The 22,965-nt window shown below is 71.8% G+C and carries 20 protein-coding genes; 6 read left to right on the forward strand and 14 right to left on the reverse strand.

Translation table 11 applies throughout. From position 1 onward, the window contains the following. Positions 1 to 62 precede the first annotated feature (62 nt). On the reverse strand, positions 63 to 1,409 hold the full coding sequence (locus VLK66_RS08055; RefSeq protein ID WP_325308876.1) for a sigma-54 dependent transcriptional regulator: 1,347 nt from the start codon (positions 1,407 to 1,409) through the stop codon (positions 63 to 65). Between the two features lie 275 nt (positions 1,410 to 1,684). Between VLK66_RS08055 and VLK66_RS08060 the strand changes: the two genes are divergently transcribed. Further along, a complete protein-coding gene (locus VLK66_RS08060) occupies positions 1,685 to 2,560 on the forward strand; it encodes a hypothetical protein (RefSeq protein ID WP_325308877.1) in 876 nt (291 codons plus the stop codon). 439 nt (positions 2,561 to 2,999) lie between these two features. Here VLK66_RS08060 and VLK66_RS08065 read toward each other — a convergent pair whose 3' ends face one another. Then, positions 3,000 to 3,518 (reverse strand): hypothetical protein, encoded by a 519-nt coding sequence (locus tag VLK66_RS08065; RefSeq protein ID WP_325308878.1) that lies wholly within the window; start codon positions 3,516 to 3,518, stop codon positions 3,000 to 3,002. A 238-nt stretch (positions 3,519 to 3,756) separates the two neighbouring features. On the opposite strand from VLK66_RS08065, the gene VLK66_RS08070 reads away from it, so the two are divergent. Then, the gene (locus VLK66_RS08070) at positions 3,757 to 4,638 is read left to right on the forward strand and encodes a transglycosylase SLT domain-containing protein (RefSeq protein ID WP_325308879.1); all 882 of its coding nucleotides are present in this window, start codon (positions 3,757 to 3,759) and stop codon (positions 4,636 to 4,638) included. 79 nt (positions 4,639 to 4,717) lie between these two features. Here the strand turns inward: VLK66_RS08070 and VLK66_RS08075 are convergent, their stop codons facing one another. Continuing rightward, positions 4,718 to 5,410 (reverse strand): hypothetical protein, encoded by a 693-nt coding sequence (locus VLK66_RS08075; RefSeq protein WP_325308880.1) that lies wholly within the window; start codon positions 5,408 to 5,410, stop codon positions 4,718 to 4,720. Between the two features lie 335 nt (positions 5,411 to 5,745). Between VLK66_RS08075 and mqnB the strand changes: the two genes are divergently transcribed. Both mqnB and VLK66_RS08085 read left to right on the forward strand, forming a co-directional pair. Then, a complete protein-coding gene (gene mqnB, locus VLK66_RS08080) occupies positions 5,746 to 6,489 on the forward strand; it encodes a futalosine hydrolase (RefSeq protein ID WP_325308881.1) in 744 nt (247 codons plus the stop codon). Positions 6,490 to 6,550: 61 nt separating this feature from the next. Then, a complete protein-coding gene (locus tag VLK66_RS08085) occupies positions 6,551 to 7,408 on the forward strand; it encodes a 1,4-dihydroxy-6-naphthoate synthase (protein WP_325308882.1) in 858 nt (285 codons plus the stop codon). Between the two features lie 22 nt (positions 7,409 to 7,430). Here VLK66_RS08085 and VLK66_RS08090 read toward each other — a convergent pair whose 3' ends face one another. The 3 genes from VLK66_RS08090 to VLK66_RS08100 all read right to left on the reverse strand — a co-directional run bounded on the left by VLK66_RS08090 (position 7,431) and on the right by VLK66_RS08100 (position 11,277). Continuing rightward, complete coding sequence (locus VLK66_RS08090; RefSeq protein WP_325308883.1) at positions 7,431 to 9,044, reverse strand: alpha-amylase family glycosyl hydrolase; 1,614 nt, start codon at positions 9,042 to 9,044, stop codon at positions 7,431 to 7,433. A 377-nt stretch (positions 9,045 to 9,421) separates the two neighbouring features. Continuing rightward, positions 9,422 to 10,396, reverse strand: a complete 975-nt coding sequence (locus tag VLK66_RS08095) for a TIGR03885 family FMN-dependent LLM class oxidoreductase (RefSeq protein ID WP_325308884.1) — start codon at positions 10,394 to 10,396, stop codon at positions 9,422 to 9,424. Beyond that, positions 10,396 to 11,277, reverse strand: coding sequence for an SDR family oxidoreductase (locus VLK66_RS08100; RefSeq protein ID WP_325308885.1), 882 nt, complete (start codon positions 11,275 to 11,277; stop codon positions 10,396 to 10,398). The genes VLK66_RS08095 and VLK66_RS08100 overlap by 1 nt, the downstream gene beginning before the upstream one ends. A gap of 470 nt (positions 11,278 to 11,747) precedes the next feature. Here VLK66_RS08100 and VLK66_RS08105 point away from each other — a divergent pair, with 470 nt between their 5' ends. Further along, positions 11,748 to 12,020, forward strand: coding sequence for a NifU N-terminal domain-containing protein (locus VLK66_RS08105; protein ID WP_325308886.1), 273 nt, complete (start codon positions 11,748 to 11,750; stop codon positions 12,018 to 12,020). Between the two features lie 27 nt (positions 12,021 to 12,047). Then, positions 12,048 to 13,412, forward strand: a complete 1,365-nt coding sequence (locus VLK66_RS08110; protein WP_325308887.1) for an aminopeptidase P N-terminal domain-containing protein — start codon at positions 12,048 to 12,050, stop codon at positions 13,410 to 13,412. 308 nt (positions 13,413 to 13,720) lie between these two features. On the opposite strand, the gene VLK66_RS08115 is transcribed toward VLK66_RS08110, so the two are convergent. The 8 genes from VLK66_RS08115 to VLK66_RS08150 all read right to left on the reverse strand — a co-directional run bounded on the left by VLK66_RS08115 (position 13,721) and on the right by VLK66_RS08150 (position 22,872). Beyond that, positions 13,721 to 14,161 (reverse strand): RidA family protein, encoded by a 441-nt coding sequence (locus tag VLK66_RS08115; RefSeq protein WP_325308888.1) that lies wholly within the window; start codon positions 14,159 to 14,161, stop codon positions 13,721 to 13,723. A gap of 124 nt (positions 14,162 to 14,285) precedes the next feature. Then, positions 14,286 to 15,944 carry a benzoate-CoA ligase family protein gene (locus tag VLK66_RS08120; protein ID WP_325308889.1) on the reverse strand — a complete coding sequence of 553 codons (1,659 nt, stop codon included), beginning with the start codon at positions 15,942 to 15,944 and terminating at the stop codon, positions 14,286 to 14,288. Between the two features lie 129 nt (positions 15,945 to 16,073). Then, positions 16,074 to 16,298: an addiction module protein gene (locus VLK66_RS08125; RefSeq protein ID WP_325308890.1), complete on the reverse strand. Its 225-nt coding sequence runs from the start codon at positions 16,296 to 16,298 to the stop codon at positions 16,074 to 16,076. A 12-nt stretch (positions 16,299 to 16,310) separates the two neighbouring features. Next, complete coding sequence (locus tag VLK66_RS08130) at positions 16,311 to 16,754, reverse strand: hypothetical protein (protein WP_325308891.1); 444 nt, start codon at positions 16,752 to 16,754, stop codon at positions 16,311 to 16,313. 158 nt (positions 16,755 to 16,912) lie between these two features. Continuing rightward, positions 16,913 to 18,085, reverse strand: a complete 1,173-nt coding sequence (locus VLK66_RS08135) for an acyl-CoA dehydrogenase family protein (RefSeq protein WP_325308892.1) — start codon at positions 18,083 to 18,085, stop codon at positions 16,913 to 16,915. A 273-nt stretch (positions 18,086 to 18,358) separates the two neighbouring features. Beyond that, positions 18,359 to 19,192 (reverse strand): enoyl-CoA hydratase family protein, encoded by an 834-nt coding sequence (locus VLK66_RS08140; protein WP_325308893.1) that lies wholly within the window; start codon positions 19,190 to 19,192, stop codon positions 18,359 to 18,361. Between the two features lie 424 nt (positions 19,193 to 19,616). Next, positions 19,617 to 20,405: an SDR family NAD(P)-dependent oxidoreductase gene (locus VLK66_RS08145; protein ID WP_414676460.1), complete on the reverse strand. Its 789-nt coding sequence runs from the start codon at positions 20,403 to 20,405 to the stop codon at positions 19,617 to 19,619. A 127-nt stretch (positions 20,406 to 20,532) separates the two neighbouring features. Further along, positions 20,533 to 22,872: a bifunctional salicylyl-CoA 5-hydroxylase/oxidoreductase gene (locus tag VLK66_RS08150; RefSeq protein WP_325308895.1), complete on the reverse strand. Its 2,340-nt coding sequence runs from the start codon at positions 22,870 to 22,872 to the stop codon at positions 20,533 to 20,535. Between the last annotated feature and the right edge of the window lie 93 nt (positions 22,873 to 22,965).

Genomic DNA, 22,965 nt, shown 5'->3' on the forward strand with positions numbered 1-22,965 from the left:
GAAACCCGCGCCACGCCTGTACTTCGCGCGACGGCGTATGTTCCGGGGCGGGACGGCTTGTCTCATTCCGCAACATCGTCGTCCGTCCCCTCCAGCAGCCGGTACAGCCGCGACCGGGAGATGCCCAGCCCCTCGGCGGCCGCGCTCTTGTTCCCCTCCATCCGCTCCATCATGGCGAAGGCGGCGCTGCGCTCGATCTCGGCCAGGGTGGCGGGGAAGGGGATGGCGCCGCCTCCGCCGCCCGTGCCCTCCGCTCCGCCGAGGGAGGGAAAGAGGTCGGCCGGGTCCAGCCCGCCGTCGCCCAGCAGGAGGGCGCGCTCCACGCTGTTGCGCAGCTCGCGCACGTTCCCCGGCCAGGTGTGCACCAGCAGCGCGCGCCGCACGTCGGGCGCCAGCGCGGGCGGGTCCATGGCGTACTGGTCGGCCAGCGTGCGCAGGAAGTGCTCGGCCAGGAACACCACGTCGTCGCCCCGCTCCCGCAAGGGGGGGAGGTGGATGGGGATGACGCTCAGGCGGTAGAACAGGTCCTCGCGGAACTCGCCCTTGCGCACCGCCGACGCCAGGTCGACGTGCGTGGCGGCGATGATGCGCACGTCCACCTCGCGCCCGCGCACGGCGCCCACGCGGCGCACCTGCTTCTCCTCCAGCGCCTTCAGGATCTTCCCCTGCAGCGGCAGCGGCAGGTCGCCGATCTCGTCCAGGAAGAGCGTGCCCCCGTCGGCCGCCTCGAACAGGCCGGGCTTGGCGGTGCGCGCGTCGGTGAAGGCGCCGCGCTCGTGGCCGAACAGCTCGGTCTCCAGCAGCCCGGCGGGAACGGCGGCGCAGTTCAGCTCCACGAAGGGCGCGGGGCCGCGCGGGCCGTTGTAGTGGATGGCCTGGGCCAGCAATTCCTTCCCGGTCCCCGTCTCGCCGGTGACCAGGATGGTGGCGCGGTCGCGGGGGATGATGCGCGCGGCGCGGTCGAGCGCGGCGCGCAGCTGCGGGCTGCGGCCGATGATGCGCGAGAAGTCGAAGTGGTGCTTCTCGGCCGCCGCCAGCCGCCCGCCCGCCTCGCGCGCCTGCCGCCGCTTCGCCCGGTCGGCGACCTCCGCGCGGAGCGCCTCCAGGTCGCCGGGGAGCGCGAAGTAGTCCGCCGCGCCCGCGCGCACGAGGGCCACCGCTAGCCGGTGGTCCGCCCGCGCGCCGATGACCAGGGGCGCGGGCGCGCCCGCGGCGGCGAGCGCGCGGATGGCCGGCTCCGCCTCTTCCTCCACCCCGGCCACGGAGAGGAGGACGGCGAGGGCGTCGGCGGCGCCGGCGGCCTCGTCGGGGGCGCCCACCACGCGTGCTTCCGCCCCCGCGCCCTCGGCCAGCTGAGGCCAGAGCTGCGAGAAGGAATCGGAGCGGGCGACGACCAGGAGCTGGGTCACGGGCGGCGAGTGCGCGGTGGGACGGGGTGGAGTGGCGGTTCGGGGGCGGCGTGGCTCGCCGCACGTCATGGAGTGTAGCGTGGCGAGACAATGATCGCCAGCGGAACCGGACGGCGCCCATTCTCCGTTGTCACGATTATCCAGACGCGGCGCGGGTTTCCGGCGGTGGTAAACGTCCGTAGTCGCCCACGGTCCACCCGTTGCACCCTGTGCCTGCCGAACCCGACCCACACCGCGGCCGCCCCGAGGCGCCGCCGAACCCGCAGGAGCACACCATGAAGTTCCGATCCATCCTCGCGTTCCCCGTCGTGCTGGCGCCGCTGGCGCTGGCCGCCTGCAGCGGCGACGGCACCGGCGCCTCGGCGCCCGGACAGGTGCAGATCCGCATGGGCGTCTCGACCGGCGTGAGCGCCTCGCGCGCCGCCGCCGGCCCGCTCTTCGCCACCGGCACCGGGCTGACGGTGACGGGAACGAACGGCACCCTCAACATCACCGACATCAAGCTGGTGGTCAGCCGCTTCGAGCTGCGCGGCGCCGACGGCTCCAGCTGCGGAGCCACGACCACGGCGGCGGTGAGCGCCGACCGCTCGGGCGGGAGCGACGACGGCCCGAACCACGAGGCCGGCGAGTGCGAGTTCCAGGCGGGGCCGCAGTTCCTGACGCTGCCGCTGGACGGGAGCCAGCTTACGGTGACCACCGGCACGGTGCCGCCGGGGACCTTCACCGCGGTGCGCTTCCGCGTGAAGAACCTGGACCTGCGCGACGACGACGACCACGAGGACGACGACGACGTGAGCCAGCAGGCGGTGGCGGCGCTCTTCACCAGCATCCGCCAGCAGGTGCCGGACTGGCCGGCCAACGCCAGCATGCTGGTGACGGGCACCTTCACGCCCACCGGCGGCACCGCGACGGACTTCCGCGTGTTCGCCCGCGCCGAGGTGAAGCTGACGCTGCCGCTGAACCCGCCGCTGACCGTGGCCGAGGGGAACACCAGCGCGCAGGTGGCGGTGCTGCTGGACCCGGCCGCCTTCTTCCGCACGGGGGCCAACGTGCTGGACCTGACGCAGTTCAACGGCCGCGTGGCCGAGCTCGAGGCCGAGGCCGAGCACGGCTTCGAGAGCGAGGGGCACCACGGCAGCGGGCACAACTGACTGCCGGCTTCGGCGCGGCGGAGATGGCGGTGCGAGGGGGAGGCTCGGGTGCGGGCCTCCCCTTCGCATTGGGTGCGAAAGTGCGAAAGTGCGAAAGTGCGGGAGTGCGTCCGATGCCTCGCGCCCTCTCCGGCCGGCATAGGCCGTCCACCTCTCCCGTACCGGGAGAGGTAGCTTGACCGGCATCCCGGCACGTCTGAACTGATGGTGTGACCAGAGATTGCAGGCCGCGCCGATAGCCGGGCAGCCCCCCTCGCCCGGTACGGGAGAGGGCGAGCGCTCTAAGGCGCGGGGAGAGGGCGGCGCGAGGCCGAGGAGACGCATGGATGCCGGGCAGCAGCATCCCGAGCCCCCGCAAGCCGTCTCGTTCGCTCCAACGGAACCGGCCCCCGCCCAGGAATGTGGGCGAGGGCCGATCGTCGTTCCGCGTCGAACGAACCTAAGGCGTTACAGGCTTCAGCAATCCCCGCTCGATGGCGGCCTCGGCGGGCGTGGGGACGCTGTAGTAGGGGTCGCCCATGCGCGTGGCCAGGTCGCGGATGCTGTCGCTGAGCACGTTGTAGCGGCCCACCGCGGCGTGGTTGCGGGCCAGGATCTCCTGCCACACGCCCAGCTTGGCGTTGCGCCGCACCACGTGGTCGTTGTACCGGCGCAGCTCCACGCGGTAGCGCTCGTACACGTCGGGAGGAAGCGCGCCGTCCTGCGCCTGCGCGTCGTAGCGGCGCAATCCGGCCTGCTCGCGCTCCAGCGCCGCGTCGTCGGCGTGGATCACGCTGCGCATGCTGTCGCTTTCCTGCCGCGTGCGCACCATCTGCGCGCCGGCGTCCACCAGCTGCGTGCGCAGCGTCTTCACCTGCTCGCGCTCGGGGCCGAAGCGCAGCCACCGGTACACCGAGTCCGACAGCTTGACGCCCACGATCACCAGCAGCAGGAAGATCAGCGGGGTGACGTACTTCATGGCCGTCCGGCGCTGCGAGCCGCGGACATGCACCACCTCCGCGCCTGGGGATCTGCGACTGCGTGGACCGCGAAAGATGGCCGCGCGGGAGACGGATCGCAACGCCCGACCCGCTGGGGACGATCTCCGTGTAAACGGATGCTTCGACGGCACGCAAACTGCATCGGTGGACAGCGCTTGGATGGGATGGTAAGTTATTGGCAGATGCTAACTTGCAGCTCTGGAGGGCGAGGCCCCGATGCAACCCACCCGCAGACGTCCCCCGCCACCCTGGGAGCGCGGCGCCCCGGCGCCGAAGCATTCCGTGGGCCGCGCGCACCGCCGCTTTCCCGCCGTGGAGGCGCTCGACGCGCCGCAGCGGCCGCCGCACCGCTACCGCCGCGCCTACGACGGCGCCGGCGACCGCCGCGTGGACGAAGGGATCCGGCTGCGCCGCAAGCGCAGCTCGGCGTTCGACCGCCTGCGCCGCAATCCGGTGCGCCACGGGCTGATCGGCCTGGGCGTGGCCGGCGCCGCGGCGCCGCTGGCGGTGGCCCGCTACAGCCAGCAGCGCGTGGACCCCGCGCACGAGCAGCAGGTGGGGATCATGCCCCACGTGGTGCCGATCAACGACCAGGCGGTGGGCAACGCTTGGCGCGCGGTGGCCACCGAGCAGGCCGAGACCCGGACCACGGCGCGCGAGCAGGTGATCCAGGACAAGCTGCAGCGCTACGGCGAGATGGGGCTGAGCCGCGAGCTGGCCGAGAACATCTACGACCTGGCGCTGCAGGAGAACATCGAGCCGGACGTGGCCTTCGGGCTGGTGCGCACCGAGAGCGAGTTCAAGACCAGCGCCACCAGCCACGTGGGCGCCATCGGCCTGACGCAGCTGATGCCCGCCACGGCGCGCGGGATGCGCAAGGGCGTCACGATCTCGGACCTGCGCGACCCGCAGGTGAACCTGAGCATCGGATTCAAGTTCCTGCGCGAGCTGCTGGACCACTACAAGGGCGACAAGCGGATGGCGCTGGTGGCGTACAACCGCGGCCCCGGCATCGTGGACCGCATCCTGAAGCGCGGCGGCGACCCCGACAACGGCTACGCCGACGCGGTGATCTCGGGCGAGGGCGTCCACCGCTAGGAAAAGTGCGGAAGTGCGTGAGTGCGGAAGTGCGCTGGTTCCAGGCGAGCCAGCGCACTTTCCGCACTTCCGCACTTCGTCAGTGCACCAGCCCTTCGGCGATCTCGGGGCGGACGAGGAAGGTGAGCTCCCAGCCGTTGGGGCCGCGGCGGAAGCCGGCGCGCAGGTCGGCGTAGCCGCGCTGGGTGACGAACTCGGGGGGCGCGGCCCAGATCCCTCCGCCGCCGGTGCTCACGATGCCCCGGTCCAGCAGCCCCGGCAGCCGCTCGATGTCGCCCGAGCGGCGGCCCTGCCACGCGGCCATCGCCTCCAGCACGCCCTCCGGATAATCCAGCGAATACACGAAGTCGCGCGACATCACCCGGCGCAGCGCCTCCAGGTCGCGGCGGCGGGCGGCGTCGCGCACGGCCAGCGCGAAGTCCGGCAGCTCCAGCTTCTGCGCGTCGGCCACGCCGCGGACCTCGTACACCACGCGGTCGCGCGGCACGCGGCCCTGCGGGAAGCCGCGGCACACCATGCAGCGCACCACCAGCTCGGAGCTGTCCACGCGCACCACCGCCAGCCGCATGAACATCCACGGCAGCGTGGTGGACGACGAGTCGCCGCGCAGCACCACGCCGGGCTGCGCCGTCCACACCTCCGCCGCGGTGAACGCGGGCGTGGCGGGCGGCGGAGGCGGCGCGGGGGGCGGAACCGGCGCGGGGCGGGGACGGGGGGCGCATCCCATCCCCGCGAGCAGCGCGGCGACGGCGAGGGTGGCGGCGCGGTGCATCAGGCCCCGGCGCGCGGGTGGGGGCGGTCGATGGAACGAGCGGTCGGCATCCACGGTCCTTCGCGGGTGGGGCGGTGGGTGGCCCGGCGCGGTTGGCCGCGCGGCGCCCGGGGCGGTAAATTCAGCGCTCGCAACGCTCCCGGCAACCCGCGCGCCCCCGGCCCCGGCCGACGGTGATGCCAGATCTCGAGATCGACCGTGCATTCGACACACTCCCCCAGACGTCATCCTGAGGCCGGCCACGCTGAACGGGTCCACACGCCGGAGACGGCAGGCCGAAGGATCCATAGCCGGTCGTCACACGTGCGTTGGGAATTCCGCACGTTCGACCGGGCATGACGACTCCCATCGCCCTGATCTGCTCCGTTCCGCTGGAGTGCCGGCGGCTGGTGGACGGCCTGGCCCGCGCCGCGGAGGTGGAGATCGGCCGCAAGGCGGCGTGGACCGGCGTGCTGGACGGCGCGCCCGTGATCGTCTTTCCCGCGGGGATGGGGAAGACGAACGCGGCGCAGGGGCTGACCGCGCTGCTGGAGACGCGCACGGTGCGCGGGGTGATCGGTTTCGGCGTGGGCGGCGCGTACGACGGCTCCGGCCTCCGCATCGGCGACGTGGCGCTGGCCTCGCGCGCCGTCTATGGCGACGAGGGAGTGGAGGCGCCGGGCGGGTGGATGTCGACGGAGGGGATCGGCATCCCCCTGATCGACCGCGGAGGCCGGCGCGTGTTCAACGAGATCGTCCTCGACGCCGCCCGCGTGCAGCGCGCCGCGGACGCGCTCACGTCCGCCGGCGTGTACGTGCGCGTGGGCCCGTTCGTCACCGTGTCCGCGTGCTCGGGGACGGCCGCGCGAGGCGCCGAGATGGCCGGGCGCATCGACGACGCGCTGTGCGAGGGGATGGAGGGCGCCGCGCTGGCCCACGTCGCCGCGATCTACGACGTCCCTTTCCTGGAACTGCGCGCGGTCAGCAACCTGGTCGAGGACCGCGACCTCTCGCGCTGGCGCCTGGCCGCCGCGGCGGAAGCGGCGCAGCGGGCGGTCCGCGCCCTCGTCGCCGCGCGGGAAACGGTGTTCGCGGGGTAGAAGGTGTGGAAGCGGCAGTTCGAGGCTTCTTGGCGACACGAATGCAGACTCAGGATCCACGATGACGATCACCGGGACGGATATCGATACACGCACGCTCACGCTCGGCTTCTCGCCGTGCCCGAACGACACGTTCATCTTCCACGCGCTGGTGAGCGGGCTGGTGGGCGCGGAGGGGCTGGCGTTCCGCGAACGGCTGGAGGACGTGGAGACGCTGAACCGGCTGGCGGGCGAGGCTGTGCTGGACGTGACGAAGGTGTCGTACGGCGCCACCCCCCACCTGGTGCGCAACTACGTGCTCCTGCGCAGCGGCGGCGCGCTGGGGCGCGGGTGCGGCCCGCTGGTCGTCGCGCGGCAGCCGTTCACCGCGGAGGAGCTGGCGGGGAAGCGCATCGCCATCCCCGGCCGCAACACGACAGCGAACCTGCTGCTGCGCCTCTTCGCGCCGGGCGCGGCGGCGGGCGTGGAGATGGTGTACAGCGACATCATGCCCGCGGTGGAGCGTGGGGATGTGGACGCGGGGCTCATCATCCACGAGTCGCGCTTCACCTATCCGCAGCACGGGCTGGTGAAGGTGGTGGACCTGGGCGAGTGGTGGGAGCGGACGACGGGGCTGCCGATCCCGCTCGGCGGCATCCTGGCGCGCCGCGACCTGGGCGCGGACACCATCCGCGCGGTGGACGACGCCATCCGCCGCTCCGTCGAGCACGCCTTCGCGCATCCGGACGCATGGAAGGACTATGTCCGCGCCCACGCGCAGGAGATGGACGAAGCCGTGCAGCGCCAGCACATCGACCTGTACGTCAACCGCTTCACCGCGGACCTGGGCGACGAAGGCGTGCGCGCGATCCACGAGCTGTTCGCTCGGGCCGGCGCCGCCGGCATCATCGCCGAGGACGTTCCGTCTCCCTTCCTCTGATTCCTGAACCTCGCCGCGCCGGCTACCGCGACGGCGGCTCGGTCTCCAGCCGGATGACGACGGCCTCGTTCGGCGCCAGACCGACATCGCCCTCGATGCGCGTGCCCTCGCGCTCCAGCCGGGTGCCGAGTGCCACGACGCCCGGGGGATCGAACTCGCGGCGGTTCAGCACGGCCGGCGCGGCGCCCAGGTTCAGCACCACCAGGAAGTGGCAGCCGCCGGCGCTGCGCAGGTACGCCAGCACGTCGCCGTCGGCGCGGACGGAGCGGTAGCTGCCCACCGCCAGCGCCGGCTCGGCTCGCCGCAGCGCGATCAGGCGCCGGCAGAGCGAGAGCATCGACCGGGGGTCGTCGCGCTCCGCCTGCACGTTCACCGTGGCGAAATCTTCCGCAACCGGCAGCCACGGCTCGCCCGTGGTGAAGCCGGCGTTCGGCTCCGCGCTCCACTGCATGGGCGTGCGCTCGGGGTCGCGGCCGAGGCCCTGGCCGGGGACGTTCTTCTCGAACGGGTCCTGCACGCGGTCCGGCGGGATGGGCACGTCGCGCATCCCGATCTCGTCGCCGTAGTACAGGGTGGGCGTGCCGCGCAGCGTCAGCAGCAGCACCGCGGCCACCCGCGCCTGCTCCGCCCCCACCCGCGTGGCGATGCGGTGCTGGTCGTGGTTCCCCAGCACCCAGTTGGGCCATCCGCCCGCGGGGATCGCCGCGTCGTACTCCTCCACCATCCCCGCGATGTGGCGCGCGTCCCACTTCGCCTGGATCAGCTGGAAGTTGAAGGGGAGATGCGCGCCCTTCATGTCCGCCCCGTAGTACGTCACCAGCCGCTCCACGGGCAGGTAGATCTCCCCGATCAGCACCCGCTCGTCGAACTCGTCGAAGAGCGCGCGCATCCGCCCGATCACGTCGTGCACCTCGGGGCGGTCGGTGGTGTAGACGGGCGCGAACTGGTGGAAAGGGTTGCCGCCGGGCTTGAAGTCGGGATTCGGGGGATTGTCGCGGAACTGGTCGTCCTTGATCAGGTGCCAGATCACGTCCACGCGGAAGCCGTCCACCCCGCGCTCCAGCCAGAAGCGCAGCACGCCGAGCATGGCGTCCACCACCCGGGGGTTGCGCCAGTTCAGGTCGGGCTGCGAGGGGAGGAAGGCGTGGTAGTAGTACTGGCCGGTGCGCTCGTCCAGCGTCCACGCGGGCCCGCCGAAGTTGCTCAGCCAGTTGTTGGGCGGCCCGCCGCCGGGCGCCGGGTCGCGCCAGATGTACCAGTCGCGCCTGGGGTTGTCGCGCGACGAGCGCGATTCCCGGAACCACACGTGCTGATCGGACGAGTGGTTGGGGACGAAGTCGAGGAGCACCTTCAGCCCGCGCGCGTGCGCCTCGCGCAGCAGCCGGTCGAAGTCGTCCATGGTGCCGAACAGCGGATGGATGCCGCGGTAGTCCGACACATCGTACCCGAAGTCCGCCATCGGGCTGGGGTAGATGGGGCTGATCCAAACCGCGTCCACCCCCAGCCAGCGCAGGTGGTCCAGCTTCGAGGTGATCCCCGGCAGGTCGCCCACACCGTCGCCGTTCGCGTCCATGAACGAGCGCGGGTACACCTGGTACACCACCCCCCGCTGCCACCACAGATAGTCGGCGTGCATCCAGTCTCCGGCTCCCGGGGTCGAGTCTCCGATCTACGCGGTCTCCGCCAACATCCGCGGGTTCGACACAGCGCGTCCTCATGCCTCCGCGCGGGTCCTCGCCCTCGCGCCCTCCCCCCGCGCCGGAGGGCGCGACCCCCTCCCGTTCCGGGAGGAGGTGGCTCCCGCGCTCCCGCGCACGCTCCAGGCCGGGTTGCGAGGATGCTGGGGAGTAGCGGTGATCTGTCCTGGCTACCTCTCCCGGTACGGGCCCGGTACGGGAGAGGTGGACGGCCTCGGCCGGCCGGAGAGGGCGCGGCGTCGCGGACGGACTGCGAATCCCACCCCCACGCTGAGTTTCGTATCTTTTCTGCCCCGGATTGCCCGAACGATGCTTTCTACGCCTTCCGCAACTGCGGCAGCACGTGCTCGCCGAACACCTCGATGAAGCGCTCCTGCTCGCGGCGGTTCACGCAGTGGAGGTTGATCTCCTCGAACCCCAGCTCGGTGTCGCCCAACAGCCACTCCAGGTGCCGCTCCGGGTCCGCGGAGATGCGCATCTTCTTCGCCACGTCCTCGCGGCGCGTGTACTCGGCCGCCGCGTCGAATTCCGCGGGGAGCTTCAGCTGGGCCAGGACGGGGCTGGGATGCATCGCCGCGCGCCACTGCCGCCACGCCGCCTCCAGCGCCTCGCCATCCGTCTTCGCGAACGAGAGCTGCGCCTGCAGGTACAGCGGCTTCCCCTCGCCGCCGCCGCGGTGGAAGGCGTCGATGATCTTTTGCATCCCCTCCTTCTCGCCCACCACGGTGATGAGCCCGTCGGCCCACTCGCCCGCCCACTCCGCCGTCTCCTCGCTGAGCGCGGCGGCCACCACCTTCGGCGGCTCGGACGGGCGGACGTAGAGCTTCGCCTCGTCCACGGTGATCAGGCCGCGGTGCGTCACCGTCTCGCCCGCCCAGAGCGCGCGCATGACGTCCACGCCCTCGCGCAGCCGCGCGTTGCGCTCGGCCTTGGGCGGCCACGAGTCGCCGACGACGTGCTCGTTCAGCCACTCGCCGCTCCCGCACGCCATCCAGAAGCGCCCGGGGAACATCTCCGCCAGCGTGGCCGCCGCCTGCGCGTGCACCGCGGGGTGGTATCTCCATCCCCCCGGCACGGTGACCACGCCGAACGGCAGCTGCGTGGCCTGCAGCGCGGCGCCCAGCCAGCTCCACGCGAAGCCGCTCTGTCCCTCCTCCTCGCTCCACGGCATCAGGTGGTCCGAGCACATCCCGCTCGCGAACCCCGCGCGCTCAGCCAGCGTCACCAGGCGCAGCAGCTCGCCCGGCGCGTACTGCTCGTGGCTGGCGTGGTATCCGATGCGGCAGGCCATCAGCGGGACGTGGCCTGGCCGGTGGGATACAGCACCTCGCCGGAGTAGAAGCGCGCGCCGGCGCTGGCGAGGAAGACGTAGCTGGGCGCGATCTCGGCCGGCTGCGCGGGGCGGCCCCACAGCGTGTCCTCGCCGAACTTCCGCACGTGCTCGCGGCTCATGGTGCTGGGGATGAGCGGCGTCCACACCGGACCGGGGGCCACGCAGTTCACGCGGATCCCCCGCCTGGCCACGCTCCGTGCCAGCGACTTGGTGAAGACGTGGATGGCGCCCTTGGTCGCCGAGTAGTCGATCAGCCCCTCGTTGCCGTCGATGGCCGTCACGCTCCCGGTGTTGAGGATGACGGAGCCCTCCTTCAGGCGCGGGAGCGCGGCCTGCGCCATCCAGATGTAGCCGTAGATGTTGGTGCGGAAGGTCCGGTCCAGTTGCTCGGGGGTGATGTCCTCCAGCCCGTCCTGCTCCATCTGATACGCGGCGTTGTTGACGAGGATGTCGAGCCTGCCCAGCTCGGCGACCACGCGGTCCACGAACGCGCGGCACTCCGCCGGCTCGCGCACGTCGAAGCGGTGTGCGATGCAGCGGCGCCCGGCCTGTTCCACCCAGCGCCGCGTCTCCCGCGCGTCCGCGTCCTCCTCGTCGCCGAGATAGCCGATCGCCACGTCCGCCCCCTCGCGCGCGAAGGCGATGGCCACCGCGCGCCCGATCCCGCTGTCGCCGCCGGTGATGAGGGCGACCAGCCCGTCCAGCCTGCCGCAGCCGCGGTAGCTTTCCTCGCCGTGGTCGGGCTTCTGCTTCATCTCCTGCTCGGAGCCGGGCGGCTCCTGCTGGCGCTCGTTCTTCTCGGCCCTGGGCCCCTCGGTCGGGTCGCGCTCGTCCTCCATCACCACCTCGAAGCCTGCTCGCGTGGGCGTTTTTTCCGGGCCGCGCACCCGGTGCACGACCCGTACCGGGTGGGGATGCAGGGGGAGATGGGGATTCGTGGAAGATGTTATGACAGATGATACCCATTAGTCGGTTAGCTGTGCATTATGTATCATTCTGGGCTGACCTCAACCCAGGAGAGCCCATGCGCAGAGCGTTGCGCGGTTCGCGAGCCGCTGCTGGCCGGCGAAGGATGCGAAGCGCAAGCGCCGGATCCCGCTGCTGGTCCTCATCCGCTCGGGAGAGGTGAGGTGCGGAGCGGGCTGCCGCGGCCCGGCACCTGGGGAATGGTGTTGCCGCGGCTTCAGCCGCCTTGTGGGAGATTGGATTCGCGGCCGGGGTTCGGTTGCGGGGAGGCGTTGGCGCGTCTACACTTGGGGCCCCGCGGCCGCGCGACGGCCGGAAGCTGCCGACCGCACCGACGTCGATCGTGGCCAAGCCGAAGGTTCGTTTCCAGGAGACGCCGAACCCGCACGCGGCCAAGTTCATCGTCGGGCGGACGCTGGTGGAGGGGCGGCGCGGGCTGACCTTCGCGTCGGCCGAGGCGGCGGCGGGCGACGCGATCGCCGAGCGGCTGTTCGCCGTGCCGGGCGTCGCCTCCGTGTTCGTGGTCGCGGATTTCGTCACTGTCACGAAAGACGCGGGCGCCGCGTGGGCGGAGCTGGCCCCGCGCGTACAGGCCGCGCTCCGCGAGGTGCTCTGAATCCCCATACCGCGGTTGAACTTACCGATGGCCACCATTCTCGCCGGGACGCCGGAGACGCGCACGCCGGCCGGCGCGCCCGACGATCCCCGCGCGCGGCGCCGCGAGCGCTTCCTGGAGCGGATGGGCCGCGGCGTGGCCGTGCTCTGCTCCGCGCCCGAGCTGATCAAGTCGCGCGACACCGAGGTGCTGTACCGGCAGGACAGCGACTTCTTCTATCTCACCGGCTTTTCCGAGCCCGGTGTGGCCGTGCTGACGCCGCACGACGGCAGGCACCGCTTTACCCTCTTCGTCCGCCCGCGCGACCCCGAGCGGGAGACATGGAACGGTCCGCGCGCCGGCGTGGAAGGCGCGACCGAGCGCTTCGGCGCCGACGCGGCGTACCCGCTGGCGGAGCTGGACGCGCGGCTGAAGGCGCTGCTGGAGCCTGCGGACGCGATCTGGTACGCGCTGGGGAGCAACGAGAAGATGGACCGCCGCCTCGTTTCCTGGATCCGCGAGTGGCGGCTCCGGCGCGCGCGCAGCGGCAAGGGGCCGAGCGACGTGATGGACCCGGCGGGGATCCTGGACGCCATGCGCGTGGTGAAGGAGCCGGAGGAGATCGGCGCCATCCGCCGCGCCTGCGAGCTGTCGGCGCAGGCGCACGTGCGGGCCATGCGCGCCGCGCGCCCCGGCATCGGCGAGTGGGAGCTGGCGAACGTGATCGACTCCACCTTCCGCGCGGCGGGGCCGGACGCCGGGCCGGCGTATCCCACGATCGTGGGCTCCGGCGCGAACGCCACCATCCTGCACTACGTGCTGAACGCCGAGCGCGCGGACGATGGCGCCCTGGTGCTGATCGACGCGGGCGCGGAGTGGGGGATGTACTGCGGCGACATCACCCGCACCTTCCCCGCGAACGGCCGCTTCACCGCGCCCCAGCGCCGCGTGTACGACGCCGTGCTGCGCGCCGAGGAGCAGGCCATCGCGATGGTGCGGCCGGGGGTGACGATCGCCGCCATCCACGAGGCCACGCGGCTGCTGCTGGCGCGCGAGCTGGTGGAGATGGGGGTGCTGCAGGGCGATCCGGAGACGATCGCGGAGGGCGAGGAGATCAAGCGCTTCTACATGCACCAGACCAGCCACTGGTTGGGGCTGGACGTGCACGATGCCGGCGACTACCGCGCCCGCGGCGGCGACTGGCTGCCGCTGGCCGCGGGGATGGTGTTCACCATCGAGCCCGGCCTGTACATCCCCGCCGCCGCGGACGACGTGCCCGCCGAGTACCGCGGCATCGGGGTGCGCATCGAGGACGACGTGCTGGTGACGGAGGACGGCTGCGAGGTGCTGACCCGCGGCGTCCCCGTGGCGCCGGAGGAGATCGAGGCGCTGGTGGGCGCGGACGCGGGGTAGGCTCCGAACGGTGGCATCATCGTCGGTTCGGGCGTGGTCCAGGCGATGTTCGGCGGCGATGGGTCTGGCGCGAAAATGCGAGTGAACTCGCGGCTACAACGGCACGCAGTCCGCCTGCGCGGACTTCCCGGGACGCAGCATCACCGCGGGATGCGAAACGACAGCGCCCGCCCTGCCATTGCAGGGCGGGCGCGATTGCGCCGGGGAGGGGGCGGCGGCTGCACGGCGGTGAGGCGCCGGCAGGATGCCGAGGCCGCAGTCCGCAAAGGTGGCGCGAAGGCGGACTTTGTGCTGTTGTTGCCGCGAATTCATTCGCCCGGCCGGGGCGCGGCCGCACCATTCCCGCGCGGCACCACCGCCGTTGCCTCGATCTCGACCTTCGCGCGCTCCTCGACCAGGCCGGCGACGATCATGGCGCTCATGGCGGGGAAGTGGCGGCCGAAGACCTCGCGGTAGGCGGCGCCGAGCTCGCGCGGCCGGGCCAGGTACTCGCCGCGGTCGGTCACGTACCACGTCATCCGGGTCACGTGGCGCGGCTCGGCGCCGGCCTCGGCGAGCACGCGGGCGACGTTGCGCAGCGCCTGCGCCGTCTGCGCGACGAAATCGTCCGTCTCGAACGCGCCCGTCTCGGGGTTCCACCCCACCTGCCCGGCCACGAACACGAGCCGCCCCTCCGCCGCGACGCCGTTCGCGTACCCTTTCGCAGGCGTCCATCCCTCCGGCTGCAGAATCTCGGGAAGGCTGCTCATCCCACCCCCCGATGCATCCCCGGCGCGCCGCGGACGGCCCTCGCGTGCCGTTGTAGCCGCGACTTCAGTCGCATCTTCGCGATCCTGAACCCGTCGCCGCGCCCCGCGGTCCGATCACCGTTCATCATCCCGCCGCCGTGCCTTCCTGCTGGCGCAGGCGGAAGCGCTGCAGCTTCCCCGTCTGCGTGCGCGGGAGCGCGGAGACGAACTCCACGCGGCGCGGATACTTGTACGGCGCGATGCTCTGCTTCGCGAAGTCCTGCAGCGTCTTCACCATCCCGTCGTCCCCCGTGAACCCTTCGCGCAGCACGACGAAGGCCTTCACCACGTTGCCGCGCTCCGGGTCCGGCGCGGCCACCACGGCGCACTCCAGCACCGCGGGGTGCTCCAGCAGGCAGTTCTCCACCTCCGGCCCGGCGATGTTGTAGCCGGCGGAGATGATCATGTCGTCGTTGCGCGCCTGGTACCAGAAGTAGCCGTCGGCGTCCATCACGTAGGTGTCGCCGGTGACGTTCCAGCCGTCCTGCACGTAGGCGCGCTGCCGCTCCGGATCGGCCAGGTAGCGGCACCCGGTGGGCCCCCGCACCATCAGCCGCCCCGGCTCGCCCGGGGGCACCTCGCGGCCGGCGTCGTCCACCACGCGGGCGCGGTATCCGGGCACGGCGCGGCCGGTGGAGCCGGGGCGGATGTCCTCGCCCGCGCTGGAGATGAAGATGTGCAGCATCTCCGTGCTCCCGATCCCGTCGATGATCTTCACCCCCGTCGCCTCGCGCCACGCCTCGAAGGTCGCGGCGGGGAGCGGCTCGCCCGCGGAGACGCACTTGCGCAGCGACGACAGGTCGAAGTCCCGGGCCATCCCCGCCATCGCGCGGTACGCGGTGGGCGCGGTGAAGCAGACGGTGGCGCGGAAGTCCTGGATCCCCTGCAGCAGGTTGGGCGGCGAGGCCTGCTCCAGCATCACCGTGGCCGCGCCGACGCGCATGGGAAAGAGGACGTAGCCGCCCAGCCCGAAGGTGAACGCCAGCGGCGGCGAGCCGCAGAACACGTCGTCCGGCTCCGGGCGGAGGACGTGCGCCGAGAAGGTGTCGGCGCTCGCCAGCAGGTCGCGGTGGAAGTGCATCGTCCCCTTCGGCTGCCCCGTGGTGCCGGAGGTGAACGCGATCATCGCCACGTCTTCCGCGGAGGTCGGCACGTTCGCGAAGCCGGCGGACTGCCGCGCCATCCGCCGCTCCAGCGCGTCCTCCGCGTCCGTGCCGAACGCGACCGTCCGTTCAAGGCAGGGGGATGAAGATGCGGCTTCGTCCATCTCCGCCATCAGCCGCGCGTCGCAGAGCGCGAAGCGGACCTGCGCCTTCGCGATGATGGCGGAGATCTCCCGCGCGCGGAGCAGCGGCATGGTGGCCACGACGATGCCGCCCGCCTTCAGCACGCCGAACCACGCCGCGAAGGTCATGGGCGAGTTGTAGCCGCGCAGCAGCACGCGGTTGCCGGGAACGATCCCCATCTCCCGCAGCACCCCGGCGATGCGGTTGGCGCGCTCGGTCAGCTCCGCGTACGTCCAGCGGACGCCGGGCGCCAGCAGCGCGGGGCGGTCCGCGTGGCCGGCGGCGCACATGGCGTCCAGGAACTCGGCGGCGGCGTTGATCCGCGGGCGCGCGGCCAGGTGCGGCACGCCGGACAGGTCCATCGCCGGCCACTGCTCGGGCGGCGGAAGGTTGTCGCGCGCGAAGGTGTCCAGGTGCGCGGTGGGTGCGGCCTGTGGCGCGGGCTCCGCTGCGAGCATGGGCTCCGGCTCCTGCGGCGGTGTGGGGATGGGTCGTCTCCGTGTTGATGGTGTGCGGGGCAGCAAGCGGCAGGCCGGGGCGGTGAAGTGCGAGAATGCGAGAGTAACTCAGCGCGACCCGGCGGTGGATCACGCCCACCGCTGCGGCGCGCGGATCCGGGCGAACACTTGCTCGGCCGGGATCCCTTTCACCGCGCCCGAGCGCAGCTCCTCGAAGCGCCGGTCGGCCTCGTCGGCCCACGCCCGCGAAACCTCGTCCTCCTCGTCCAGGCTCGCGATCAGCACTTCGGCAAGGTGCGCCCGCTCATGTCTGGGCAGCTTCAGCGCCTGGGATTCGATGTCGTCTGCGGTCATACGGGGAGCCGATCACATCACCTTGACCGAATCGACCTTGATGGCCGTGAGCACAACGTCCCTGACTTCGAGCGTTCCAGCGATGCTGGAGCCGAATAGCGTCACCGAACCGGTCTGCTCGAAGAAAATGGAAAACGGGCCACCTCGTTTCGTCGTGGTGACCAGCCTTGGAATGGGCAGCTGGAGACTGATCGTGTCGGCGGGCTGAAGGGAACCGCGGTCGGAGGAGTGCCACAGCGTCGTCATGGCCTTGTCGGCGCCGCCCATCGTCTCCAGCGAAAACTGGGCGAGAGCCGAGTCCCGGCCCTGCGAGTCGACCCGGGTGACCACGACGGCCTTCGCGAAAACCACGTAGGATCCACCCGGCAGATTTCCCAGAGTAACGATGTCGACGTCGCGGTCGCGTTCGCGGATCTCGAGGGTTCCGCGCAACGACGTCGTATAGGCACCAGGCATTGCATCCTCCATGGGGACTGTGGACCAGCCGGCCCGCCACACGCCTGGTGCGAAGGATACGCGAGAGCTCTGTCGATTCAAAAGAAATCACCGCATGGGCCCGCATCGCGGCCCCGATGCGGGGACGCGCCCGGTTGCCGTCGTCGCGAGCCTGGCGCCTATCCGCCACTCCCCGCCAGCACCTGCCCGGCGATCACCAGCTTCTGCACCTCGCTGGTGCCCTCGTAGATGCGGAGCGCGCGGACGTCGCGGTAGAGCGTTTCGAGGATGCTGTCGCGCACCACGCCGCGGGCGCCGAGGAGCTGGATTGCGCGGTCGACCACGCGCTGGGCGGCCTCGGTGGCGTGGAGCTTGGCCATCGCCGCCTCGCGGGTGATGCGCGCGGCGCCGGTGTCGCGCGTCCACGCGGCGCGGTAGACGAGGAGCGCGCTGGCGTCCACGTCCACGGCCATCTCGGCCAGCGCCACGCGGGTGAGCTGGTGCTCGGCCAGGGGGATGCCGAAGACGCGGCGCCCGGCCGTCCACGCCACCGCCTCGTCCAGCGCGCGCCGGGCGAACCCCAGCGCCGCCGCGCCCACCGTGGAGCGGAAGACGTCGAGCGTGCCGAGCGCCACCTTCATCCCCCCGCCCGCCTCGCCGAGCAGCGCGTCCGCGCCCACGCGGCATCCGTCGAACATCACCGTCCCCAGCGGGTGCGGCGCGGTGACGTCGATGCGCGCGGAGATGCGGAGGCCGGGGTTGCCCGCATCCACCACCAGCGCGGCGAATCCCCGCTCGCCCGCCTCGGGGAAGCGCGCGAACACCACGTAGCGGTCCGCGATACCCGCGTTGGAGATCCACGTCTTCGCGCCGTCGATGACGAAGCCGGTCCCATCCCGCCGCGCCGTCGTCGACATCGCCCCGACGTCCGATCCCGCCTCCGCTTCGGAGATGGCGAACGCGGCGATGGTTTCGCCCGCCGCGACGGAGGGGAGCCAGCGCCGCTTCTGATCTTCCGAGCCGAAGAGGGAGATGGGTCCCGAGCCGAGGCCCTGCATGGCGAACGCGAAGTCCGCCAGCCCGCCCGCGTACGCCAGCGTCTCGCGCGCGATGCAGAGGGCGCGCACGTCCAGCCGCTCCAGCGCGCCGCCGTACGGCGCGGGCACGGCGTAGCGCAGCCACCCGCCCGCGGCCAGGCTCCGCACCAGCGCGCGGCAGGCGTCGTCCACGCCGCCGCTGGACGGATGCGCGAGCGGCGCCACCTCGCGCGTGGCCCATTCCGCCAGCCGCGCGGCCAGGTCGCGGTGCGCGTCGTCGAAGAACGGCCAGCGGAGGAAGGTGCGGTCAGGCATTCGGTTCAGGCACCGGGGCGCGGTAGACGGGAGATGAGGGTCGTCAGAGGTGCGAAAATGCGACTAAAGTCGCGGCTACAACGGCACCCAGTCCGCCTTCGCGGACTCCAGCGGTATGCGGATCAGCAGCGTTGAGTTTCCGCACCGATGCTGGATGGCTACCTCTCCCGGTACGGGAGAGGTGGACGGCCTAAGCCGGCCGGAGAGGGCGCGAGGGCGCGGCGTGCTCCACAACCAACGAGTCGCGCTGAGTTACTCTCGCACTCTCGCACTTCAGTTCCCCTGGAACACCGGCTTCTCCTTCGCGGCGAAGGCGCGGAAGGCGCGGGCGAAGTCCTCCGTCTGCATGCAGATGGCCTGGGCCTGGGCCTCGGCCTCGATGGCCTCGTCCACGCCCATGTTCCACTCCTGGTGCAGGCAGCGCTTGGTCATCCCGTGCGCGAACGTGGGGCCCTCGCAGAGCTGGCGGGCAAGCGCGAGCGCCTCGCCGTGCAGCGCGTCGGGCTCCACGATGCGGTTGTAGAAGCCCCAGCGTTCGGCCTCCTCGCCGCCCATCGAGCGGCCCGTGTACAGCAGCTCGCTCGCGCGCCCCTGCCCGATGATGCGCGGCAGCATGGCGCACGCGCCCATGTCGGCGCCCGAGAGGCCGACTTTCGTGAAGAGGAAGGCCACCTTGCTGCGCGCCGTTCCCAGCCGCAGGTCGCTCGACATCGCCAGGATGGCGCCGGCGCCCACGCACACGCCGTCGATCGCGGCGATGACGGGCTGCGGGCAGCCGCGGATGGCCTTCACCAGGTCGCCGGTCATGCGCGTGAAGGCCAGGAGGTCGTCCATCCGCCCCTCCTCCTTCATCTTCACCAGCGGCCCGATGATCTCGTGCACGTCGCCGCCGCTGCAGAAGTTGCCGCCCTCGCCCGTGATGACCACCACCTTCACGTCGGTCGCGAAGCTGAGCTGGCGGAAGGTGTCGCGCAGCTCGGCGTAGCTCTCGAAGGTGAGCGGGTTCTTGCGCTCCGGGCGGCTGAGCGTGACCGTCGCCACCGGCCCGTCGACTCGCCAGTGGAACGAGGTGGGATGGAGATCGGCCGCGAGAATCTTCGTCGTCATCGGGAGATGGCGTTCGGTTCGATGGATGATGTGCGTTGCGTGCGAGGGGATGCGCACCCCTCGACGGATCTGGTGCTCGACGGTAGCTCGACGGTGCTCCGACGGTGCTGGACTGGCGGTGGCTCGCCTCCGCCGCACCGCGCCCTCTCCGGCCGGCTCAGGCCGTCCACCTCTCCCGTACCGGGAGAGGTAGCCTTCCAGCATCGGCGCGAGGGTGAATGCATCCTGCACGTCCGGCTTCCCAAGGCCTCCGTCGCACAGAAAGCATCCGTGCGCCGGAGGTTGCAGGCCGCGCCGATGCCGGACAACCCCCCTCGCCCGGTACGGGAGAGGGCGAGCGCTCTAAGGCGCGGGGAGAGGGCGCGAGGCGTCGGACGCGCGCCGCAGCCTCTCCACGCCAGCGCTTCCGATCTACATCACTGATCTACATCACCTCGCCGCCTGCGACGGCGATGGACTGGCCGGTGATCGCGGCCGCCGCGGGCGAGCAGAGCCACGTCACGGTGGCGGCGACTTCGTCGGGGGTGATCAGGCGGCCGAGCGGGTTGATGCGCGTGAGCATCGACCGCGCCTCGTCCGGCGACTTCCCCAGCGCGGTGACCAGGCCGTCGACGGCGCGCTGCGCCATCTCGGTGTCGGTGTAGCCGGGGCAGACGGCGTTCACGGTGATGCCGGACTTCGCCGTCTCAAGCGCCAGCGCGCGCGTCAGGCCAATGACGCCGTGCTTGGCGGCGCAGTACGCGGCGGTCTTCGGATAACCGCGCAGCCCCGCCGTGGACGCGATGTTCACGATGCAGCCGGATTTCGCGGCGAGCATGGCCGGGAGCACCTGGCGGGTACAGAGATACGTGCCGGTCAGGTTCACCGCCAGCATCCGCTCCCACAGCTCGCGCGAGGTCTCCGCGAAGGCGGCGCTCTCCGCCTGGCCCGCGTTGTTGACGAGCACCTGCGCGTCGCCCAGCATCTCCCGCGAGGCGGCGAAGGCGCGCTCCACGGCCTCCTCGTCGCCCACGTCGCAGGCGAACGTCTCCACGTCCACGCCGAAGCGCGCCTCGAGCACGGCGGCGTGGGATTCCAGCCGCGGCTCGTCACGGCCCAGCAGCGACAGCGACGCGCCAAGCGCCGCCAGCGCCTCGGCCACCGCGCCGCCGATGCCGTGCCCGCCGCCGGTGATCACGGCGTGCCGGCCGGCGAGAAATTGGGGATCGATCAGATCAGCCTCGTGTGAAAGAGGCGAGGCATGCCTCGCGCCCTGCGGTGCTGTTGAAGCCTCGCGCGGTTTGCGAGGCTTTCCGTAGTTGTTGCCGCGGCTTCAGCCGCCTTTCGCACGAGGCTCGGCCTCAGATTCCCCCGCCCGCCAGCTCCGCCGCCTGCGCGGCCTTGCGCTCCAGGTTGCGCTCCAGCTGCTGCTTGCCGGTGAGGTACTGCGGCGGCCACCACTGCTCCGCGAAGCCCTGCTCGGCCGCGGCGTGCTGCGTCCACGCGGCGTCGGCCAGGTGCGGACGGGCCAGCGCGCACAGGTCGGCGCGGCCGGCGGCCACGATCGCGTTCACCTGGTCCGCCTCGGTGATGTTCCCGACCGCGATCGTCGGCACCCCCACCTCGTTGCGGATGCGGTCGCTGAACGGCGTCTGGTACGCGCGCCCGTACACCGGCTTCGCCTCGGGCGACGTCTGCCCGGTGGAGACGTGGATGGCGTCCGCGCCGGCCTCGGCGAACGCGCGCGCCACCTCCACCGACTCGGGGCCGCCGATCCCCCCCTCCACCCAGTCCGTCGCCGAGATGCGCACGGAGATGGGGCGGTCCGCGGGCCACACCTCGCGGATGGCGCGGAAGACCTCCAGCGGGTAGCGCAGGCGGTTCTCCAGCGAGCCGCCGTATTCGTCCGTGCGGCGGTTCGCCAGCGGGGTGATGAAGGAAGAGAGGAGGTATCCGTGCGCGCAGTGCAGCTCCAGCATGTCGAAGCCGCACCCGGCGCCCATCTCCGCCGCGCGCACGAACTCCGCCGTGACGTGGTCCATGTCGATGCGCGTCATCTCCCGCGGCTTCGCCCATCCCTCGCCGTGCGGGTCGGGGGAGGGGCCCAGCACCTCCCAGTTGTTCTCCGCCAGCGGCACGTCTCCCCCCGCCCAGGGGAGGCAGACCGAGCCCTTGCGGCCGGAGTGGCCGAGCTGCAGGCAGATCTTCGCGGGCGTCCACCGGTGCACGAAATCGGCGACGCGCCGCCACGCGTCCGCGTGCTCCGGCTTCCACATCCCCGTGCAGCCGGGGGTGATGCGGCCCTCGGGCGAGACGCACACCATCTCCGTGAACACCAGCCCCGCGCCGCCCAGCGCGCGGGCGCCCAGGTGGACCAGGTGGAAGTCGTTGGGCGTGCCGTCCTCCCCCGCGCTGTACATGTCCATGGGGGAGACGACGACGCGGTTGGCAATCTCCATCCCCCGCAGCCGGAAGGGGGTGAACATCGGCGGCCGCGCATCTCCTTCCACCCCCGAGCGGGCGGCGAACCAGCGCTCCACGCCGGAGAGGTAGGCGTCGTCGCGCAGGCGCAGGTTCTCGTGGCTCACGCGCTGGCTGCGGGTGAGCAGCGAGTAGGCGAACTGCTCGGGCTCCAGGTGCACGTAGCGCTTCACGTTCTCGAACCACTCCATGCTGTTGCGCGCGGCGTTCTGCAGCCGCACCGCGTCCAGCTTCCGCTCCGCCTCGTACGCCTCCAGTGCCTCGGCCGTGCACTCGCGCGCGTTCAGCTCGCGGGCCAGGGCGATGCCGTCCTCCATCGCCAGCTTGGTTCCCGAGCCGATGGAGAAGTGCGCGGTGTGCGCCGAATCGCCCACGAGGACCACGTGCGGCGCGCGGCCCGCCTCGTCGGGCGGGAGCTGGAAATGCCAGCGCTCGTTCACCACCCGCGTGAAGGTGAGCCAGGGCGACGCGAGGTGCGCCGCGTTGCTCATCAGCGGGTGCCCGTCCAGCCAGGGCGCGAACATCCGCTCGCAGAACTCCACCGTCTCCGCCTCGCCCATCGCCTCACACCCGGCGGCGCGCCAGCTGGCCTCGTCGCACTCCACGATGAACGCGGACTGCCGCTCGTTGAAGCGGTAGGCGTGCACCTGGAAGACGCCGAATTCGTTCTGGACGACGATGAAGGTGAAGGCGTCGAAGAGCTTCGTCGTCCCCAGCCACACGAAGCGCGCGGTGCGGACGTCCAGGTCGGGATGGAAGTGCCCCGCGTACGTGCGCCGGGTGACGCTGTTCACGCCGTCCGCCGCCACGACGACGTCCGCATCCCCGAGCCCGAGACCGGGAAGCGCTTGGGGAGATGGGACTTCCGCCGCGAAACGGAGGTCCACGCCGAGCTCGGCGGCGCGCTGCTGGAGGATCTGGAGAAGCTGCTTGCGGGCGATGCCGCTGAAGCCGTGGCCGCCGGAGGTGATCGTGCGGCCCTTGAAGTGGACGTCGATGTCGTCCCAGTGGGCGAAGCTCTCGGTGATGCGCCGGTAGCTTTCCTCGTCGGCCGCGCGGAGGTTGCCGAGCGTCTGGTCGCTGAACACCACGCCCCAGCCGAAGGTGTCGTCGGGGCGGTTCCGCTCCAGCACCGTGACCTGGTGCCGCGGGTCCGCCTTCTTCATCAGCAGTGCGAAGTACAGCCCCGCCGGCCCGCCGCCGATGGTGACGACCTTCAAGCGCCGCCCCTCCGTCAAGGTGTGCGATGGTGGTGTGGATCAGGGCGTGGAGTGTAGCGAGCCGGGCAGGCGGCGGGAAGGGGAGGGGGACGA

This window comes from Longimicrobium sp., from assembly GCF_035474595.1.
Lineage (GTDB): Bacteria > Gemmatimonadota > Gemmatimonadetes > Longimicrobiales > Longimicrobiaceae > Longimicrobium.

What these genes read in the sequence shown, in the direction of transcription:
- VLK66_RS08130 (WP_325308891.1), bottom strand. Translation starts at nt 16,754, where the DNA reads ATGCCTGGTGCCTATACGACGTCGTTGCGCGGAACCCTCGAGATCCGC.
- VLK66_RS08115 (WP_325308888.1), bottom strand. Translation starts at nt 14,161, where the DNA reads ATGAGCAGCCTTCCCGAGATTCTGCAGCCGGAGGGATGGACGCCTGCG.
- VLK66_RS08125 (WP_325308890.1), bottom strand. Translation starts at nt 16,298, where the DNA reads ATGACCGCAGACGACATCGAATCCCAGGCGCTGAAGCTGCCCAGACAT.
- VLK66_RS08100 (WP_325308885.1), bottom strand. Translation starts at nt 11,277, where the DNA reads ATGGAGGACGAGCGCGACCCGACCGAGGGGCCCAGGGCCGAGAAGAAC.
- VLK66_RS08090 (WP_325308883.1), bottom strand. Translation starts at nt 9,044, where the DNA reads ATGCACGCCGACTATCTGTGGTGGCAGCGGGGGGTGGTGTACCAGGTG.
- VLK66_RS08135 (WP_325308892.1), bottom strand. Translation starts at nt 18,085, where the DNA reads ATGCCTGACCGCACCTTCCTCCGCTGGCCGTTCTTCGACGACGCGCAC.
- mqnB (WP_325308881.1), top strand. Translation starts at nt 5,746, where the DNA reads ATGACGACTCCCATCGCCCTGATCTGCTCCGTTCCGCTGGAGTGCCGG.
- VLK66_RS08075 (WP_325308880.1), bottom strand. Translation starts at nt 5,410, where the DNA reads ATGCACCGCGCCGCCACCCTCGCCGTCGCCGCGCTGCTCGCGGGGATG.
- VLK66_RS08095 (WP_325308884.1), bottom strand. Translation starts at nt 10,396, where the DNA reads ATGGCCTGCCGCATCGGATACCACGCCAGCCACGAGCAGTACGCGCCG.
- VLK66_RS08110 (WP_325308887.1), top strand. Translation starts at nt 12,048, where the DNA reads ATGGCCACCATTCTCGCCGGGACGCCGGAGACGCGCACGCCGGCCGGC.
- VLK66_RS08065 (WP_325308878.1), bottom strand. Translation starts at nt 3,518, where the DNA reads ATGAAGTACGTCACCCCGCTGATCTTCCTGCTGCTGGTGATCGTGGGC.
- VLK66_RS08140 (WP_325308893.1), bottom strand. Translation starts at nt 19,192, where the DNA reads ATGACGACGAAGATTCTCGCGGCCGATCTCCATCCCACCTCGTTCCAC.
- VLK66_RS08060 (WP_325308877.1), top strand. Translation starts at nt 1,685, where the DNA reads ATGAAGTTCCGATCCATCCTCGCGTTCCCCGTCGTGCTGGCGCCGCTG.
- VLK66_RS08120 (WP_325308889.1), bottom strand. Translation starts at nt 15,944, where the DNA reads ATGCTCGCAGCGGAGCCCGCGCCACAGGCCGCACCCACCGCGCACCTG.
- VLK66_RS08070 (WP_325308879.1), top strand. Translation starts at nt 3,757, where the DNA reads ATGCAACCCACCCGCAGACGTCCCCCGCCACCCTGGGAGCGCGGCGCC.
- VLK66_RS08085 (WP_325308882.1), top strand. Translation starts at nt 6,551, where the DNA reads ATGACGATCACCGGGACGGATATCGATACACGCACGCTCACGCTCGGC.